Annotated in this window: 11 protein-coding genes and 2 riboswitches; of the genes, 8 read left to right on the top strand and 3 right to left on the bottom strand. The window is 65.8% G+C overall.

Annotation, left to right across the window (positions count from 1 at the left end):
• On the bottom strand, positions 1–1,256 hold a 1,256-nt coding region (locus VG320_RS18625; RefSeq protein WP_327201559.1), incomplete at its 3' end, for a UvrD-helicase domain-containing protein.
• Between the two features lie 370 nt (positions 1,257–1,626).
• Here VG320_RS18625 and VG320_RS18620 point away from each other — a divergent pair.
• The 8 genes from VG320_RS18620 (at position 1,627) to VG320_RS18585 (ending at position 13,144) form a co-directional block, all read left to right on the top strand.
• Positions 1,627–2,676, top strand: coding sequence for an oxidoreductase (locus tag VG320_RS18620; RefSeq protein ID WP_327201558.1), 1,050 nt, complete (start codon positions 1,627–1,629; stop codon positions 2,674–2,676).
• Between the two features lie 168 nt (positions 2,677–2,844).
• On the top strand, positions 2,845–3,213 hold the full coding sequence (locus tag VG320_RS18615) for a hypothetical protein (RefSeq protein ID WP_327201557.1): 369 nt from the start codon (positions 2,845–2,847) through the stop codon (positions 3,211–3,213).
• Between the two features lie 232 nt (positions 3,214–3,445).
• Positions 3,446–3,557: riboswitch (glycine riboswitch) on the top strand.
• A 56-nt stretch (positions 3,558–3,613) separates the two neighbouring features.
• A riboswitch (glycine riboswitch) is annotated at positions 3,614–3,737 on the top strand.
• Positions 3,738–3,848: 111 nt separating this feature from the next.
• Positions 3,849–4,967 carry a glycine cleavage system aminomethyltransferase GcvT gene (gene gcvT, locus VG320_RS18610; RefSeq protein WP_327201556.1) on the top strand — a complete coding sequence of 373 codons (1,119 nt, stop codon included), beginning with the start codon at positions 3,849–3,851 and terminating at the stop codon, positions 4,965–4,967.
• 105 nt (positions 4,968–5,072) lie between these two features.
• On the top strand, positions 5,073–5,453 hold the full coding sequence (gene gcvH / locus VG320_RS18605) for a glycine cleavage system protein GcvH (RefSeq protein ID WP_327201555.1): 381 nt from the start codon (positions 5,073–5,075) through the stop codon (positions 5,451–5,453).
• Between the two features lie 78 nt (positions 5,454–5,531).
• Entirely contained in the window at positions 5,532–8,504 is a 2,973-nt protein-coding gene (gene gcvP / locus VG320_RS18600; RefSeq protein WP_327201554.1) for an aminomethyl-transferring glycine dehydrogenase, read from the top strand.
• A 191-nt stretch (positions 8,505–8,695) separates the two neighbouring features.
• Positions 8,696–9,826 carry an alginate lyase family protein gene (locus VG320_RS18595; protein ID WP_414696072.1) on the top strand — a complete coding sequence of 377 codons (1,131 nt, stop codon included), beginning with the start codon at positions 8,696–8,698 and terminating at the stop codon, positions 9,824–9,826.
• 103 nt (positions 9,827–9,929) lie between these two features.
• Positions 9,930–11,318 carry an L-serine ammonia-lyase gene (locus VG320_RS18590; protein ID WP_327201553.1) on the top strand — a complete coding sequence of 463 codons (1,389 nt, stop codon included), beginning with the start codon at positions 9,930–9,932 and terminating at the stop codon, positions 11,316–11,318.
• A gap of 83 nt (positions 11,319–11,401) precedes the next feature.
• Positions 11,402–13,144 (top strand): thiamine pyrophosphate-binding protein, encoded by a 1,743-nt coding sequence (locus VG320_RS18585; protein ID WP_327201552.1) that lies wholly within the window; start codon positions 11,402–11,404, stop codon positions 13,142–13,144.
• Between the two features lie 122 nt (positions 13,145–13,266).
• On the opposite strand, the gene VG320_RS18580 is transcribed toward VG320_RS18585, so the two are convergent.
• Complete coding sequence (locus VG320_RS18580) at positions 13,267–14,415, bottom strand: branched-chain amino acid ABC transporter substrate-binding protein (protein ID WP_327201551.1); 1,149 nt, start codon at positions 14,413–14,415, stop codon at positions 13,267–13,269.
• Positions 14,416–14,508: 93 nt separating this feature from the next.
• Positions 14,509–17,487: trifunctional transcriptional regulator/proline dehydrogenase/L-glutamate gamma-semialdehyde dehydrogenase (putA, locus tag VG320_RS18575; RefSeq protein WP_327201550.1), on the bottom strand; the 2,979-nt coding region annotated here is incomplete at its 5' end.

Raw genomic sequence — 17,487 nt, 5'->3', positions numbered from 1 at the left:
GTAGTGATGGCGCGGATGAAAGCAGGATCGTCGTCCGCGTTGGCGATCAGGCGGAGATACGCGCAGATATCCTTGATCTCGGCCTTGTCGAAGAACGACTGCCCGCCCGACAGTACATACGGAATCCGCTCGCGCCGCAGCACCTGCTCGAAGATCCGCGCCTGGAAGTTGCCGCGATACAGGATCGCGTAGTCGCGGAACTGCGCGCGCCGCTCGAACTTGTGCGCGGACAGCCTGAACACGACCGATTCGGCTTCGTGCTCCTCGTCGTTGCAAGGCGTGACGGTGATGGTGTCGCCCATGCCGTGCTCGGACCAGAGCTTCTTCTCGAACAGCTTCGGGTTATTGGCGATGACATTGTTCGCCGCCGTGAGAATACGCACCGTCGAGCGGTAGTTCTGTTCCAGCTTGATGACGTGCAGCTTCGGATAATCCTTGCCGAGCTGCGCAAGATTCTCGATCGTCGCGCCGCGCCAGCCGTAGATCGCCTGGTCGTCGTCGCCCACGGCCGTGAACGCGGCGCGCGGGCCCGCCAGCAGCTTGAGCAGTTCGTACTGGCAGGTGTTGGTGTCCTGGTACTCGTCCACCAGCAGGTAGCGCAGCTTGTTCTGCCAGCGCTCGCGCACCTGCTCGTTCTTCGCGAACAGCTCGGCAGGCAGGCGGATCAGGTCGTCGAAGTCCACCGCCTGGTAGGCGTGCAGCGTCGCCATGTAGTTGCGGTAGACGATGGCGGCCTGGTGCTCGTCCTCGTTCGACGCGGTCGCGAGCGCCTCTTCGGGCATCACCAGGCCGTTCTTCCACAGCGAGATGATCGACTGGATCTTGCGGATAAAGCCCTTGTCCGTCGAACCCACCTGCTCCTGGATCATCGAGAAACAGTCGTCCGAATCCATGATCGAGAACTGGGGCTTGAGCCCGAGATGCTCGGCTTCCTGACGCAGGATCTGCACGCCCAGCGAGTGGAACGTACAGACGGTGAGCTGGTGCGCCGGCACCTTGCGGCCTTCCTTGCCGGGCGTGGTGAGCGTCTTGCCTTCTAGCAGCTTGCCCACGCGCTCGCGCATTTCGGCGGCGGCCTTGTTGGTAAAGGTGACAGCCGCGATATGGCGCGGCTCGAAGCCTTTCGCTTCGATCAGGTGCGCGATCTTCTGCGTGATAACGCGCGTCTTGCCGCTGCCCGCGCCCGCGAGCACGAGACAGGGACCGTCGAGATAGCGCACCGCTTCGTTTTGGGCGGGATTCAGACCTGCGGACATCGTTGCCTGGATTTGGAAAAACGGGTGGTACGGCCGGGAGGCGCGGACTTGCGTGACACGCGCTCCTGCCGCTGGACGGCGAAGCGCGGCGAGCCGCGCGGGCGAGAGGCGAACTACATTGCAACCGCAGCCTGCATGGCGCAGCCGGGCCTCTCGCGCGAGAGGTGCGATGTTAACACGCTCAGCCGACTCGCCGATGTCGCCCCGCCAAGCGCAAATCGCCCCGAAGACGGCCCGCGCATCTGTCCCTCGCCCCTTGCCACGCGCAGCCCCGTGCATGCCAAAATAGCCAGTTCCCTCCACCTGCGGCAACGCTACCCGCGCTGCCGTGCGATACGCTGCATAACCTGCTGGAAAGAGGACGCGCTTCATGACTGCACCGCTGCAAATCGGCCTGATGGGCTACGGCTTCGCCGGCCAGACCTTCCACGCTCCCGTGATCGCCCATAGCGGCGCGGCCACGCTTGCCGCCATCGCCACGAGCCAGGCCGAGCGCGCCCAGGCCGACTATCCGGACGCCGCAATCGTCCCCGATATCGACGCCCTGCTCGCGCTCGACGCGATCGAATGCGTCGTGATCGCCACGCCCAACGACACGCACTACGAACTCGCGCGCCGCACGCTCGAGCGCGGCAAGCATGTGCTGGTCGACAAGCCGGTCACGCTCACCGCCGAAGAAGCGCGCACGCTCGCGGCCATCGCGAAGCAGCGCGGTCTGGTGTTCGCGCCCTTCCACAATCGCCGCTGGGACGGCGACTTCCTCACCGTCAAGCAACTGATCGCCGATGGCGAGCTTGGCCGCGTCACGCACTACGAATCGCACTTCGACCGCTTCCGCCCGCTGGTGCGTCAGCGCTGGCGCGAGGACGCCACGCGCGGCGGCGGCCTGCTCTACGATCTCGGGCCGCATCTGATCGACCAGACGCTGGCGCTGTTTGGCGCGCCGCAGTCGGTCACGGCCTTCGTCCACACGCGTCGCGACAACGCGAGCGCGCCCGATTACGCGCATATCGTGCTGCGCTACGAGGGCCTGGACGCCGTCCTGCACGCAAGCGCGCTGGCCGCCTATGCGCCGCGTTTTGCGATTCACGGCACGCGCGGCAGCTACCTGAAGAACGGCCTCGACACCCAGGAAGACCAGTTGAAAGCTGGTTTGCGCCCCGGCCAGCCCGGTTTCGGCGCGGGCAACGAGGCGGGCCGTCTGCACGCCGTGAACGACGACGGCCAGGAAGCCGAGCGCGAAGTCCCCAACGCGGCAGGCAATTACGCCGATCTGTACCGCGCGCTGGCGGCGGCGATCCGCGACGGCCAGCCGTTCCCGGTGAGCCCGCAGGACGCCATCGACGTGATGACGATCGTCGAACTGGCGATGCGCAGCGCCGCCGAAGGCCGCACGATCCCGTTCTCGCGCGCGGCATAAGGCGTGAGCGCGCCGGGCGCGATTCCTTCCATTCGCCCGACACGCCTGAAAGGTCCATACAAACGGTTACATCTGCGGGAAGCCGCGCGGTCATCGCGCCGCGCGCGCCACACGTTTGCCGACATACAACGCCAGAAAGAGCGATAACGACCAAAAGGAGAGTCGCGAATGACCCGCTTGAATACCCGTCTCAACCGAGCCTTGCGTTTTGCCGCTGCTGGCGCGCTCGTCTCGACGCTTGCTGCCTGTGTCGTCAATCAACCGGCGCCGCGTCCCGGCCCGAATCCGCATGAAGTGGCGGTGGACCGTCTGCATCAGATCGATGCCCGCATCGACAATCTGAGCCGCCGCATCGACGCCCGTGTGAATCAGGGCTACTACCCGCCGCCCCAGGGCGGCGCGCTGCATCACCGCCTCGACGTGATTCGTGGCGAAGCGCACGACATGGCCGCCCAGCACGGCGGCGGCATTTCCGGCGACGAACAGCACGTGCTGAATCAGGAACTCGATACGGCTGCACGCGCCATCGGCGAATAAGCACGCCGCGTGACAGGGATAACGGGCCGCCTCGCGCGGCCCGTTTCCTTTTTCAGCGCCGAATTCCAAAACGGGGCCGATCCCCGGTTCAATTTAGCCCTGTGGCACGAGTGAGCTGTGCGCCGCGTAAGCCCCGCCAGTGGCGCTTCATGCCCCTTCTTGCACGCGCCGCGCGAGCGCCGCACTGAGTTTTTTCCGCATTGACACAGCCCCGCGGCGTCGCGCACAATCGCTGCGCGCGCCGGGAGAGCGCGCCGTCCATGTCCAGCGCATCGCGCGGACAAAAAGCGGCGCCGCCGAAGGGGCAACCCACAAACTCTCAGGCAAAAGGACCGTGCGCGCCGGACCGCTGAATCGCCTGCTTCGTGCTCATGCACGCAGCAATCGGATCGGCACTCAGGTCCGCAACTCTGGAGAGCGGCAGTAGGACGGCGGTGGATCATCCACGCGTTCAGGCTGCCCACCGAAGGGGCGCGCGTCTTTCAAGGCGCAATCTCTCAGGTATCGAGGACAGAGGGGCCATGCAGGAAACGACCACGGGCATTGTGCCGGCGGCGTTTCCTGCATGGCCTTTTTCGTTTTCGCGCGAAATTCGGATGAATTCCGCACGAAACCTCGCGACCGCCTGAGGCCCCATGACCGAACTCAAACGCACCCCGCTGAACGACACGCACCGCGCGCTCAATGCCCGCATGGTCGACTTCGGCGGCTGGGACATGCCCGTCAACTACGGCTCGCAGATCGACGAGCATCGCGCCGTGCGCACCGATGCCGGCATGTTCGACGTCTCGCACATGTGCGTGGTGGACTTCGCGGGCGCGAAGGCGCGTGAGTTCTTCGCGCGCGCGCTCGCCAACAACGTCGCCAAGCTGACCGTGCCGGGTAAAGCGCTCTACTCCTGCATGCTCAACCCGGAAGGCGGTGTGATCGACGACCTGATCGTCTATTACTTCGCCGACGATGCGTTCCGCACCGTGGTCAACGCAGGCACGGCCGAAAAAGACATCGCCTGGTTCGAGAAGCTCAACGCCGAAGGCGGCTTTGGCCTGACCATCACGCCGCGCCGCGATCTGGCCATCGTCGCCGTGCAAGGCCCGAACGCGCGCGAAAAGGTCTGGCAGGTTGCGCCCTCCGCGCGCAGCGCCACCGAAATCCTCAAGCCCTTCAATGCCGCGAAGATCGAAGCGACGCCGTTCGGCGAGCTGATGATCGCGCGCACCGGCTACACCGGCGAAGACGGCTTCGAAATCGTCGTGCCCGCCACCGCCGTCTGCGAATTGTGGGACGCGCTCCAGCGCCAGGGCGTGATGCCCAGCGGCCTGGGCGCGCGCGACACGCTGCGTCTGGAAGCCGGCATGAACCTCTACGGCCAGGACATGGACGACAACGTCTCGCCGCTCGACGCGGGCCTCGCCTGGACCGTCGACATGAAAGAGCCGCGCGACTTCGTCGGCCGCGCCGCGCTGGAAGCGGGTGGCGCACGCTCGACCTTCGTCGGCCTGATCCTGCAGAAGGAAAACGGCAAGGCGGGCGGCGTGCTGCGCGCCCACCAGAAAGTCCTCACGCCGCACGGCGAAGGCGAGATCACGAGCGGCACCTTCTCGCCGACGATGCAGGAATCCATCGCCTTTGCGCGCGTGCCCGTGGGCGTGCAGCCGGGCGATCTGGTGCAGGTGCAAATCCGTGACAAGGCCCTTCCCGCAAGCGTGGTAAAACTGCCGTTCGTGCGCAATGGCAAGGTGCTGGTCGCCTGATCCTGCAAGCGTTTGCAGCGGGTTGCCGTACTCGCGCGCCGCGCACGCCACCCTCTTTTTCAGCCATAAGCGAACGCAACTTCGCAACCACGCACTGGAGCAACCATGAGCATCCCGGCCGATCTGAAATACACCGAATCGCACGAGTGGATCCGCACCGAAGCCGACGGCACCCTGACCGTCGGCATCACTGACCACGCACAGCAGGCGCTGGGCGACATCGTCTTCCTGGAGCTGCCGGAAGCGGGCCGCCAGGTCAGCGCAGGCGACGCGATCGCCGTGATCGAGTCGGTCAAGGCCGCATCGGACATCTACGCGCCGGTCGCGGGCGAAATCATCGCCTCGAACGCCGAACTCGCCGACACGCCCGACGAAGTCAACAGCGAGCCGTACGAATCGTGGCTCTTCAAGATCAAGCCCGCCGCAGACGCCAAGCTCGACGGTCTGATCGACGCCGCTGCCTACGAGAAGGCCATCGGCGCTTAACCCCGCAACAGTCACGGCGCGACGCGGCGGCATCAGGTCTCCCATGACCTTGCACCGCCCGCGCCGGCAGGAAAATTCATGAAGCTCGAACACCCGGATCGTCTGATGAACACCTCGCCTTCGGCTATTTCGCTCGCGGCGCTCGAAGCCCACGACGCCTTCGCCGCCCGTCACATCGGTCCGGACACGGCCGACCAGCAGGCGATGCTCGATGCGCTGGGCTTTGCCTCGCGCGCCGCGCTGATGGATGCGGTGATTCCCGCGCAGATCCGCCGCAAGGAAACGCTGCCGCTCGGCCCCTTCGCGCAGCCGCGCTCGGAAGCCGAAGCGATCGCCGCCCTGCGCGCGCTCGCGGACAAGAACCAGGTGTTCCGCTCGTACATCGGGCAGGGCTACTACGACACGCATACGCCGGCCGTGATCCTGCGTAACGTGCTCGAAAACCCCGCGTGGTACACGGCCTACACGCCGTATCAGCCGGAAATCTCGCAGGGCCGCCTCGAAGCCCTGCTGAACTATCAGCAGATGATCGTCGACCTCACGGGTCTGGCGATCTCGAACGCCTCGCTGCTCGACGAAGCCACCGCCGCCGCCGAAGCCATGACGCTCGTGCAGCGCGTCGGCAAGTCGAAGTCGAACGTGTTCTTCGTCGCCGACGACGTGCTGCCGCAGACCATCGAAGTCGTGAAGACGCGCGCGAAGCCGATCGGCATCGAAGTGAAGGTCGGCCCGGCCGCCGATGCTGCGCAAGCGGGCGCCTTCGGCGTGCTGCTGCAGTATCCGGGCGCCAATGGCGATGTGCGCGACTACCGCGAACTCGCTCAGGCAGTCCACGCGGCTGGCGGCGCGGTGATCGCCGCCGCCGACCTGCTCGCGCTCACCGTGCTCACGCCGCCTGGCGAATGGGGCGCAGATGTAGCCGTGGGCAACTCGCAGCGCTTTGGCGTGCCGATGGGCTTTGGCGGCCCGCACGCCGCCTACCTCGCGGTGAAGGACGAATTCAAGCGCCAGATGCCGGGCCGTCTGGTCGGCGTGACCGTCGATGCGAACGGCAACCCGGCGCTGCGCCTCGCGCTGCAAACGCGCGAACAGCATATCCGCCGCGAAAAGGCCACCTCGAACGTCTGCACGGCGCAGGCGCTGCTCGCGATCATGGCCAGCATGTACGCGGTCTATCACGGCCCGCAGGGTCTCAAGCGCATCGCGCTGCGCGTGAACCGCGTCGCGGCGATCCTTGCGGCAGGCGCGCAAAAGCTCGGCTACACGCTCGTCAACGAAGCGTTCTTCGACACGCTCACTTTCGAAGCCGGCGCGCGCGCCCAGGCGCTGCACGACGCGGCATGCGCACGCGGCATGAACCTGCGCCGCGTGAGCGAAACGCGCGTGGGCGTCTCCGTCGATGAAACCACGACGCGCGGCGATCTGGCCGATCTGCTCGCCGTGTTCGCGCAAGCCGCGTTCGCGGGCGAAACGCCCTCGGTCGATACCATCGACGCGGACCTGACCGCCGCCAGCGCAGCCACTTTCCCGGCCGCGCTTGCCCGTGAAAGCGCCTACCTCACGCACCCGGTCTTCAACCGCCACCACTCGGAAACGGAAATGCTGCGCTATCTGCGCAGCCTGTCGGACAAGGATCTCGCGCTCGACCGCTCGATGATTCCTCTCGGCTCGTGCACGATGAAGCTCAACGCGACCTCGGAAATGCTGCCGGTCACGTGGCCCGAGTTCGGCCGCATCCACCCGTTCGCGCCCGCCGAGCAAACCGTCGGCTATCGCGAGATGGTCGATCAGCTCGAACAGATGCTGGTGGCCGCCACCGGCTACGCCGCCGTTTCGCTGCAGCCGAACGCGGGCTCGCAGGGCGAATACGCCGGTCTGCTGATCATCCAGGCGTACCACGCCTCGCGCGGCCAGGCCGATCGCAATGTCTGCCTGATTCCCGCTTCGGCGCACGGTACCAACCCGGCGTCGGCGCAGATGGCCGGCATGCAGGTCGTGGTGGTCGCGTGCGACGCGCAAGGCAACGTCGATCTCGCCGATCTCAAGGCCAAGGCCGATCAGCACGCCGCGAAGCTGGCGGCGATCATGATCACGTATCCGTCGACGCACGGCGTGTTCGAACAGAACGTGCGCGAAGTCTGCGAAATCGTCCACGCGCACGGCGGCCAGGTGTATGTGGATGGCGCGAACATGAACGCGATGGTCGGCCTTGCCGCGCCGGGTCAGTTCGGCGGCGACGTCTCGCACCTGAACCTGCACAAGACCTTCTGCATTCCGCACGGCGGTGGCGGCCCGGGCGTCGGTCCGGTCGCGGTCGGCGCGCACCTCGCGCAGTTCCTGCCGAACCAGCTTTCGTCGGGCTACAAACGTGACGACCACGGCATCGGCGCGGTCAGCGCGGCGCCTTACGGCTCGGCCTCGATCCTGCCGATCTCGTGGATGTACATCGCCATGATGGGTGCGGAGAACCTGACCGCCGCCACCGAAACCGCGATCCTCAACGCCAACTACGTCGCCAACAAGCTCGCACCGCACTATCCGGTGCTGTACAGCGGCCCGGGCGGGCTGGTCGCCCACGAGTGCATTCTCGACCTGCGCCCGATCAAGGATGCAAGCGGCATCACCGTGGACGACGTCGCCAAGCGTCTGATGGACTACGGCTTCCACGCGCCGACCATGAGCTTCCCGGTGCCGGGCACGCTGATGGTCGAGCCGACCGAATCGGAATCGAAGGAAGAACTCGACCGCTTCATCGACGCAATGGTTGCAATCCGTGAAGAAATTCGCGCCGTCGAAGAAGGCCGTGCGGACAAGGAAGACAACCCGCTGCGTCACGCGCCGCACACGGCTGCCGTGGTGGTCGCGAACGACTGGAAGCATGCCTACTCGCGCGAGCAGGCGGCCTACCCGGTCGCGTCGCTGGCCGCGCGCAAGTACTGGCCGCCGGTTGGCCGCGCCGACAACGCGTATGGCGACCGCAACCTGTTCTGCTCGTGCGTGCCCGTTGGCGAATATGCCGACGAAGCCGCCGCTCAGGACGCAGGCGCTTAACACGCGCGCGCCTGCACGTCGCAGCGCGAATGCCCGCCGGCCCGGCTGGCGGGCATTCAAGCCGCCGCGCACCCCGTCTGGGGCCGCGGCGGCTTTTGCGCAACGCACATTTGCCGCCGCAAACGCCTGCCGAACCGTTAACATCACACACCTGTCAGCCTTGAATCAGGGAGTCGCGCATGGCGCGGAAGATGGGAACGGCCTTTGCCGGGCATGCTCGGGCAGCAATCCAGGCCCATGGCCGGCGCACACGCGTCGCGGCCTGTCTCGTGAGCATGGGGCTCATGGCCCTGGGCGCGGCGCAACCGGCGCGCGCGGCGATGAACTTCTGCGCGGCGCCCGCGCTGCAGACGAGCGAGCGCACCAATGCCGATCCGGGCGTGAAAGCGCTGGTGGCCGAAGTGCAGTCGCACGTCAACGACACGCCGCATCCGCTGGCGAAACTGCACACGGAAGGCACGCTGCCGCACGAGGGCATCTACGACCAGAGCGTGGAGGCCGAGAAAGAACTCGACCTGATGCGCAATGCGGCGCTGGCCTGGCGCGCGACCAGCGACGACCGTTATCTGAAGCTCGTCGATCGCTTTCTGCTCGCCTGGGTCACGACCTACCAGCCGAGCTTCAATCCGATCGACGAAACCCGTTTCGAAGGGCTGATTCTCGCCTACGACCTGACCGCCAGCGCGCTGCCCGTGAAGACGCGCAACGCCACGATGGTGTTCCTGAACCGGTTCGCCAACGGCTATATCCAGCAGGTGGACGCGCAGCCGCGCCCGCTCAAGGGCACCTACGCGAACAACTGGCAAAGCCATCGCGTGAAGCTGATTTCGATGATCGCGTTCACGCTCGACAACCGCAAGATGATTGCGACAGCGCAGCGCCTCTTTATCGAGCATATTGGCGACAACGTCGCGCCCGATGGCTCGACGCTCGACTTTACCGAGCGCGACGCGCTGCATTACGTGACCTACGATCTGCAGCCGCTCGTGACGGCCGCGCTCGCCGCGCGCCGCCACAACCGCAACTGGCTGCCGGAGCGCGCCGCCAACGGCGCGACGCTGGCGGGCGCGCTGGACTGGCTGACGCCCTACGCCATGGGCGACAAAACGCACGACGAATTCGTGCATTCGAGCGTGCCGTTCGACGCCAAACGCCGCGAAGCCGGGCTGCCCGGCTACACCGGCGCATGGGATGCGAAGAACGCCGCCGAGCTGTATCACCTTGCAGCGCGACTGGATGGCCGTTACACGCCGATCGCGCTCAAGCTGGCGCCCACGCCACCCGCGTGGCTCGCCGTTTGCCTGCCGTTGCCGGCGCGCTAACCAGCGCGCAAGGGGTTGCAGCGGTGGCGCATTGATTTCGATGCCGCGCACCGCACCGTGCGGCATCCCCTGAAAACCGACACGATCAAGCAGGAGCAGCACCATGGCAGTAAGCGTTTTCGATCTATTCAAGATCGGCATCGGGCCGTCAAGCTCGCACACCGTCGGCCCGATGCGCGCCGCCCTGATGTTTGCCGAGGGGCTGGAGCGCGACGGACTGCTCGCGCCCACCGCCTCGGTGAAAGTCGAGCTGTACGGCTCGCTCGGCGCGACCGGCAAGGGCCACGGCACCGACCGCGGCGTCATGCTCGGCCTGATGGGCGATGCGCCCGACACCGTCGATCCCGACACCATCTCCGAACGCCTCGAAGCCGTGCGCACCTCGCGCCTGCTCGCGCTGCTCGGCCATCACACGATTCCCTTCGTGATGAAGGAGCACATCGCCTTCTATCGCCAGGCGCTGCCCGAACATCCGAACGGCATGAAGCTGCGCGCGCTCGACGCGAATGGCGAGACGCTGCGCGAGAGTACCTATCTCTCCGTGGGCGGCGGCTTCATCGTCACGGCAGGCGCGCCGAACACCAAGGTGCTGGCCGCCGCGCAGCAGATGCCGCATCCGTTTCGCAGCGGCGCCGAACTGCTCGCGCTGTGCGCGTCTACGGGAAAAAGCATCGCGCAACTTATGCTCGACAACGAGCGCGTCTGGCATAGCGACGAGGAAATCCGCACCGGCCTGCTGCGCATCTGGGACGTGATGCAGTCTTGCGTCACGCGCGGCTGCGGCATCAACAATCCGGACGCCGAAGGCACCCTGCCTGGGCCCTTCCAGGTCAAGCGCCGCGCAGCGCAGCTCTATCGCGCGCTGACCGCGCATCCCGAGCGCGCGCTGCAAGACCCGTTGTCGATGATCGACTGGATCAACCTCTACGCGATCGCCGTCAACGAAGAAAACGCCGCGGGCGGCCGGGTCGTCACCGCACCGACCAATGGCGCAGCCGGCATCATCCCCGCCGTGCTGCACTACTACGTGCGCTTCACGCCCGGCGCGAACGAGCAAGGCGTAATCGACTTCCTGCTCACCGCCGCCGCGATCGGCATTCTGTACAAGCTCAACGCGTCGATCTCGGGCGCGGAAGTGGGCTGCCAGGGAGAAGTGGGCGTGGCCTGCTCGATGGCGGCGGGCGCGCTTGCCGCCGTGATGGGCGGCACGCCGCTGCAGGTGGAAAACGCTGCGGAAATCGGCATGGAACACAACCTGGGCCTCACCTGCGACCCGGTCGGCGGCATGGTGCAGATTCCCTGCATCGAGCGCAACGCGATGGCGTCGGTGAAGGCCGTGAACGCCGCACGCATGGCGCTGCGCGGCGACGGCGCGCATTACGTCTCGCTCGACTCCGTCATCAAGACCATGCGCGAAACCGGCGCGGACATGAAGACGAAATACAAGGAAACGTCGCGCGGCGGCCTCGCGGTGAATATCGTCGAGTGCTGATCGCAGGCTGACGCAAGCGCGGCAAAAACATATCGAAGCAGGATCGCAAAACCGATTCAGGACTGAGAGGAGACAGCAACGCCATGCAGCAGCAGTCGAACGAAACCGCCGCTTCAAATAACGCTCCCGATACCGCAGCAAATACCGTCACCGGCGCGCGCCTCGTGGTTGATGCGCTCGTCGCCAATGGCGTCGAGCGCGTGTTCTGCGTGCCCGGCGAGAGCTATCTCGCCGTGCTCGATTCGCTCGCCGACGAGACCGCGCAAATCGAAACCATCGTGTGCCGCCACGAAGCGGCCGCCGCCAACATGGCCGAAGCGATCGGCAAGCTCACCGGCAAGCCGGGCGTGGCGCTAGTCACGCGTGGGCCGGGCGCGACGCACGCCTCCATCGGCGTGCATACGGCCTTCCAGGACTCCACGCCGATGATCCTGCTGATTGGCCAGGTCGCGCGCGAGCAGATGGACCGCGAGGCGTTCCAGGAGATCGATTACCGGCGCATGTTCGGGCAGATGGCGAAGTGGGTCGCGCAGATCGACGACGCGCGCCGCGTGCCGGAATACCTGAGCCACGCTTTTCATATCGCCACGTCGGGCCGACCTGGTCCCGTGGTGCTTGCGCTGCCCGAGGACATGCTCAGCGGCGCGATTCCCGCATCTGAAGCGCAACGTACGCCACCGGCCGCCCAGCGCGTGCAGGCTTCGCCTTCAGCGGCGCAGATGCTGCGCGTGCGCGAGTTGCTCACGGATGCGAAAAAGCCCTTCGTGATCGCGGGTGGCCACGGCTGGACGCCCGAAGCGTGCGCCGATCTGCAACGCTTTATCGAGAACTGGCAGTTGCCGATTGGCCTCGCGTTCCGCTTCCAGGACACGCTCAGCAACGATCATCCGAACTACGCAGGCGATGTGGGTCTGGGCATCAATCCGGCGCTGGCGGCGCGCATCCGCGACGCCGACGTGCTGCTCGCGCTCGGGCCGCGTCTGGGCGAATCGACCACGGGCGGCTACACGCTCTTCGACATTCCCAAAACGAAGCAAACGCTCATTCACGTCCATCAGGGCGCGGAAGAACTCGGCCGCGTTTATGCCGCTGATCTGCCGATCGTCTCGGGTCTCGCCGAAATCGCGGCCTTGCTCGCGGCGCTGCCTGCACCCGACATGCCCGCGTGGACCGGTGCGGCGACGGAGGCACACGAGGCGTATCTCGCATGGCGCGCGCCGCGCCCGATGCCCGGCGACGTGCAACTGGGCGAAGTCATGCAGCAGTTGCGCGCACAACTACCCGACGACGCGATCGTCACGAACGGCGCGGGCAATTACGCGACGTGGCTGCATCGGCACTTTGCGTATCGGCATTTCCGTTCGCAGCTTGCGCCTACCAGCGGCGCGATGGGTTATGGCGTACCTGCCGCGATCGCCGCGAAGTCGCTGTATCCGGAGCGCGCCGTGGTGGCGCTCGCGGGCGATGGCTGCTTCATGATGGCTTCGTCGGAACTGGCAACGGCGATGCAGTACGGGCTGAACGTGGTGTTCATTGTCGTGAACAATAGCCACTACGGCACGATCCGAATGCACCAGGAGCGCAACTATCCGGGCCGCGTGCACGGCACGCAACTCACGAATCCGGATTTCGCGGCCTTTGCGCAGTCGTTCGGCGCGCATGGAGAAGTCATCACGAGCACGGCGCAGTTCGCACCCGCACTCGAACGCGCGCTCACTGCCGGCAAGCCCGCGCTCATCGAGATCCGCGTGACGAAGGAAGCCAGCACGCCCGCCGCCACGCTCGAACAGGTTCGCGAGCAAGGACGCAAGGCACGCAATTCCTGATTTCAAAAGGAATCCTGAATAAGCTCACCTTTGGCTTGATCGAAGGCGAATACAAAACAAAACCCCCGCGAATCTTGCGATTTCGCGGGGGTTTTTTACTTCGGTGCGGCTAGATCAACAGCTTACTTGCCGCCCACGCTTTGCAGCGTCGTCCACTTGCCGTCGACAACCTTGTACAGCGTGATGCCGCCGTTCTTCAGGTCGCCCTTCGAGTCATAGGCGAGATCCTTAGCCGTGACCGCCGTCATGCTGGTCTTCGCGAGGAACGGCAGGTACTTGGCCGGATCCGTCGAGTTGGCCTTCTTCATGGCGTCGAACATCGCCATTGCGCCGTCGTAAGCGTACGGCGAGTACGTTTGCACGTCTTCACCAAAGCGCTTCTTGTACTTCGAGACGTAGTCCTTGCCGCCCGGCATTTCTTCCAGCGGCAGACCCGCCAGCGATGCCACCGTGCCGTTTGCCGCGTCACCCGCGATCTGCAGGAAGGTCGGCGTGTGGACCATTTCGCCGCCCATCAGCGGCGCCTTGATGCCCAGCGACTTCATCTGCTTGACCATCGGCGCAGCCTGCGAATCGGCGCCACCGTAATAGATCAGGTCGGGGTTCTGCGCCTTCACCTTGGTCAGGATCGACTTGAAGTCGACGGCCTTGTCGTTGGTGTATTCGCGGTCGATGATGTTGCCGCCCGCAGCCTTCGCAGCCTTGGCGAATTCGTCGGCGAGACCCTGGCCGTAAGCCGTACGGTCGTCAACCACAACGATCTTCTTCATGCCCAGGCTCTTCACCGCGAACGTGCCCGCGACCGAACCTTGCTGCGTGTCCGACGTCATCATGCGGAACGTCGTCTTGAAGCCTTGCTGCGTGTATTCCGGCGCCGTGGCCATGGCGATTTCGGGGATGCCTGCGTTCGCGTAGATGCGCGAAGCCGGGATCGTCGTGCCCGAGTTGAAGTGGCCGAGCATGCCCTTGATACCGTCGTCGACGAGCTTCTGCGCGACCGTCGTGCCCGTGCGCGGGTCAGCCTGGTCGTCCGCCGAATCCAGCACGAAGCGCACCGGCTTGCCGCCGATCACCGGCTTGGTCGCGTTCATGTCTTCGACCGCGAGCGTGATGCCGTTCTGGAAGTCCTTGCCGTAGTGCGCCTGCGCACCCGTCATCGGGCCTGCAAAACCGACCTTGACGTCCTCGACTTGCTGCGCGTTTGCGGTCCCCGCCAGCGACAGGGCTGCAACCAGCGTTGCGCCTGCCAGCTGCTTCATCGTGTGTTGCATAGCTTCTCCTTGGTACCAGGTATCAAATGAGCGGCTTCGGCTCGTAGCTTTGCCGCTTCCTTGTCTTGAGACGATCGACAGTATGGACTGTGCTTAACCGATCGTCATCAGATTTGCATTGCCGCCAGCCGCGGCGGTATTCACGCTCACCGAGCGCTCCGTGAGCAGTCGTTCGAGCGCGTAATCTTCATCGCCATTGGCCAGCGCGTGCGCCGCCACGCCCTGCACCGAGACGATCGGGCCAGCGCGTTTGGACACTTCCTTCACGAGGTCGAGCAGTTCGTCGCTATCGCCTTCGAACAGCACGGCGTCGAAGTCGGCGTCTGCGGTCTTCTTGATCGCGACGTGCGCCTTGAGCGACGCAGGCAGCGCGTTGACGAGCGCTTCGCCGGCCGCGCCCTGGAACAGCGCGCGGTTGCCGGTCGCCAGCACGACGGCGAGTTGCGCACGCGCGCCGGTCGGCGTCGAAGCCACGCACAGCACCGTGCCGCGCGCCGACAGCGTGTACGTATTGCGCTCGCCCGTGGGGCCCGAGAGCACCGCCGTAGCGCCCGCCAGCACGTATTGCAGATAGCCGTCGCAACGCGCCGCGAGTGCGGGTTCGCGCTCGGCGATCAGCCAGTCGCGCAGCGTCGTGAGATTGGCGTGAGCGGAATTGCCGGCGCCTTCGCCTTGCGGCTGATCGACGATCAGCGCATTTGAGAGCGACTTCGGCAAGCCAGCCGGGCGCTTGGCCAGCAGACGCGACAGATACAGCGCGCCACCCGCCTTCGGACCCGTGCCCGACAGCCCTTCGCCGCCGAACGGCTGCACGCCCACCACCGCACCGATCACGTTACGGTTCACGTAGATATTGCCCACATGCGCGCGGCCCACCACGTGTGCGATGGTTTCGTCGATACGCGTGTGGATGCCCAGCGTGAGGCCGTAGCCCGTCGCGCGGATCTGTTCGAGCAGCTTGTCGAGCTGGCTGCGGCGATAGCGGATCACGTGCAGCACGGGGCCGAACACTTCGCGCTTGAGTTCGTCGAGGCTGTCGATTTCGATCAGCGTCGGCGGCACGAAAGTGCCCTTCGTGCAGTCGTCGCCCATCGGCATCTGCTGGACCTTGCGGCCCTTCTCGCGCATCGCGGCCACGTGGGCGTCGATACCGCGCTTGGCTTCCGCGTCGATCACCGGGCCGACGTCAGCAGACAGACGATCCGGGTTGCCGACCGCCAGTTCCTGCATTGCGCCGGTGAGCATTTCGAGCGTGCGATCCGCCACGTCGTCCTGCAGGCACAACACGCGCAGCGCCGAGCAGCGCTGACCGGCCGAGTCGAACGCGCTTTGCAGCACATCCGCGACGACCTGTTCCGCGAGCGCCGACGAATCGACGATCATCGCGTTCTGGCCGCCCGTTTCGGCGATCAGCGGGATCGGACGACCATCCGAATCCAGACGCTGCGACAGCGTCTTGTTGATGAGGCGCGCAACTTCGGTCGAGCCGGTGAACATGACGGCGCGGGTGCGTGCATCGGCGACCAGCGCCGCACCCACGGTTTCGCCGTCGCCCGGCAGCAGTTGTACGGCGCCCGCGGGCACGCCCGCTTCGCGCAGGATGCGCACGGCTTGTGCGGCGATCAGCGGCGTTTGTTCGGCGGGCTTGGCGAGCACGGTGTTGCCCGCGGCGAGCGCGGCGGCCACCTGGCCCATGAAGATCGCCAGCGGGAAATTCCACGGGCTGATACACACCACCGGACCGAGCGGACGATGCGTGTCGTTCGAGAATTCCTCGCGGATCTGCGTCGAGTAGTAGCGCAGGAAGTCGATCGCTTCGCGGATTTCCGCGATGGCGTTCGGCAGCGACTTGCCGGCTTCGCGCACGATCAGGCCCATCAGCGTGTGCATCTGCGCTTCGAGCAGGTCGGCGGCACGCGAGAGGCAGTCGGCGCGCGCTTCCACGGGCGTGGCCTGCCAGATCGGCGCGGTGGCCACGGCGTGCGAGAGCGCAGCGCTCACGTGTTCGCTGGTGGCTTCCACCACGGTGCCCACCAGATCGCGATGATCCGACGGATTGCGCACATCGCGCGCGGCGCCTTCCGCGAGATCGATATCGGCCAGCATCGGCGCGGCGCGCCACGGATGATGAGCGCTCGCCAGCAGCGCCGACGACAGCGACGCCAGACGATGTTCGTTCGACAGATCGAGGCCCATCGAATTCAGACGCTCGCTGCCATAGAGTTCGCGCGGCAACGGAATCTTCGTGTGCGGCGCGCCCAGCGGCACGACCTTCGCGGCATCGTCGACGGGATTCGTCACGAGTTCGGCGACCGGCACGGTTTCATCGGCGATGCGGTTCACGAACGAGGTGTTCGCGCCGTTTTCGAGCAGACGGCGCACGAGGTACGCCAGCAGCGTTTCGTGCGTGCCGACCGGCGCGTAGACGCGGCACGGACGGTTGAGCTTGCCCTGCGCGAGCGGGCCCGTGACTTCTTCGTAAAGCGGCTCGCCCATGCCGTGCAGGCACTGGAATTCGTACTGGCCGGGATAGTAGTTGTTGCCCGCGAGGTGGTAGATCGCCGCGAGCGTGTACGCGTTGTGCGTGGCGAACTGCGGATACACCGCATCAGGCGCGCCGAGCAGCTTCTTCGCGCACGCCAGGTACGACACGTCGGTGTAGATCTTGCGCGTGTAGACCGGATAGCCTTCCAGGCCATCCACTTGCGCACGCTTGATTTCCGTATCCCAGTACGCGCCCTTCACGAGACGCACCATGATGCGGTGACGGCTGCGGCGCGCCAGATCGACGATGTAGTCGATCACGAACGGGCAGCGCTTCTGGTACGCCTGCACCACGAAACCGATGCCGTTCCAGCCCGCCAGTTCCTGGTCGAAACACAGCGCTTCGAGCAGATCGAGCGAGAGTTCGAGACGGTCGGCTTCTTCGGCGTCGATATTGAGGCCGATGTCATAGCGGCGCGCGAGAACCGCGAGCGCACGCACGCGCGGCAGCAGCTCGCTCATGGTGCGCTCCTGCTGCGCGCGCGAATAACGCGGATGCAGCGCGGAGAGCTTGATCGAAATGCCCGG

The organism is Paraburkholderia sp. (assembly GCF_035948235.1).
Lineage (GTDB): Bacteria > Pseudomonadota > Gammaproteobacteria > Burkholderiales > Burkholderiaceae > Paraburkholderia.
The sequence above is the reverse complement of the archived record's forward strand: the minus strand, read 5'-3'. Positions and strand labels throughout refer to the sequence as shown.

What these genes read in the sequence shown, in the direction of transcription:
- VG320_RS18595 (WP_414696072.1), top strand. Translation starts at nt 8,696, where the DNA reads ATGGGAACGGCCTTTGCCGGGCATGCTCGGGCAGCAATCCAGGCCCAT.
- gcvP (WP_327201554.1), top strand. Translation starts at nt 5,532, where the DNA reads ATGAAGCTCGAACACCCGGATCGTCTGATGAACACCTCGCCTTCGGCT.
- gcvT (WP_327201556.1), top strand. Translation starts at nt 3,849, where the DNA reads ATGACCGAACTCAAACGCACCCCGCTGAACGACACGCACCGCGCGCTC.
- VG320_RS18615 (WP_327201557.1), top strand. Translation starts at nt 2,845, where the DNA reads ATGACCCGCTTGAATACCCGTCTCAACCGAGCCTTGCGTTTTGCCGCT.
- VG320_RS18620 (WP_327201558.1), top strand. Translation starts at nt 1,627, where the DNA reads ATGACTGCACCGCTGCAAATCGGCCTGATGGGCTACGGCTTCGCCGGC.
- VG320_RS18580 (WP_327201551.1), bottom strand. Translation starts at nt 14,415, where the DNA reads ATGCAACACACGATGAAGCAGCTGGCAGGCGCAACGCTGGTTGCAGCC.
- VG320_RS18585 (WP_327201552.1), top strand. Translation starts at nt 11,402, where the DNA reads ATGCAGCAGCAGTCGAACGAAACCGCCGCTTCAAATAACGCTCCCGAT.
- gcvH (WP_327201555.1), top strand. Translation starts at nt 5,073, where the DNA reads ATGAGCATCCCGGCCGATCTGAAATACACCGAATCGCACGAGTGGATC.
- VG320_RS18590 (WP_327201553.1), top strand. Translation starts at nt 9,930, where the DNA reads ATGGCAGTAAGCGTTTTCGATCTATTCAAGATCGGCATCGGGCCGTCA.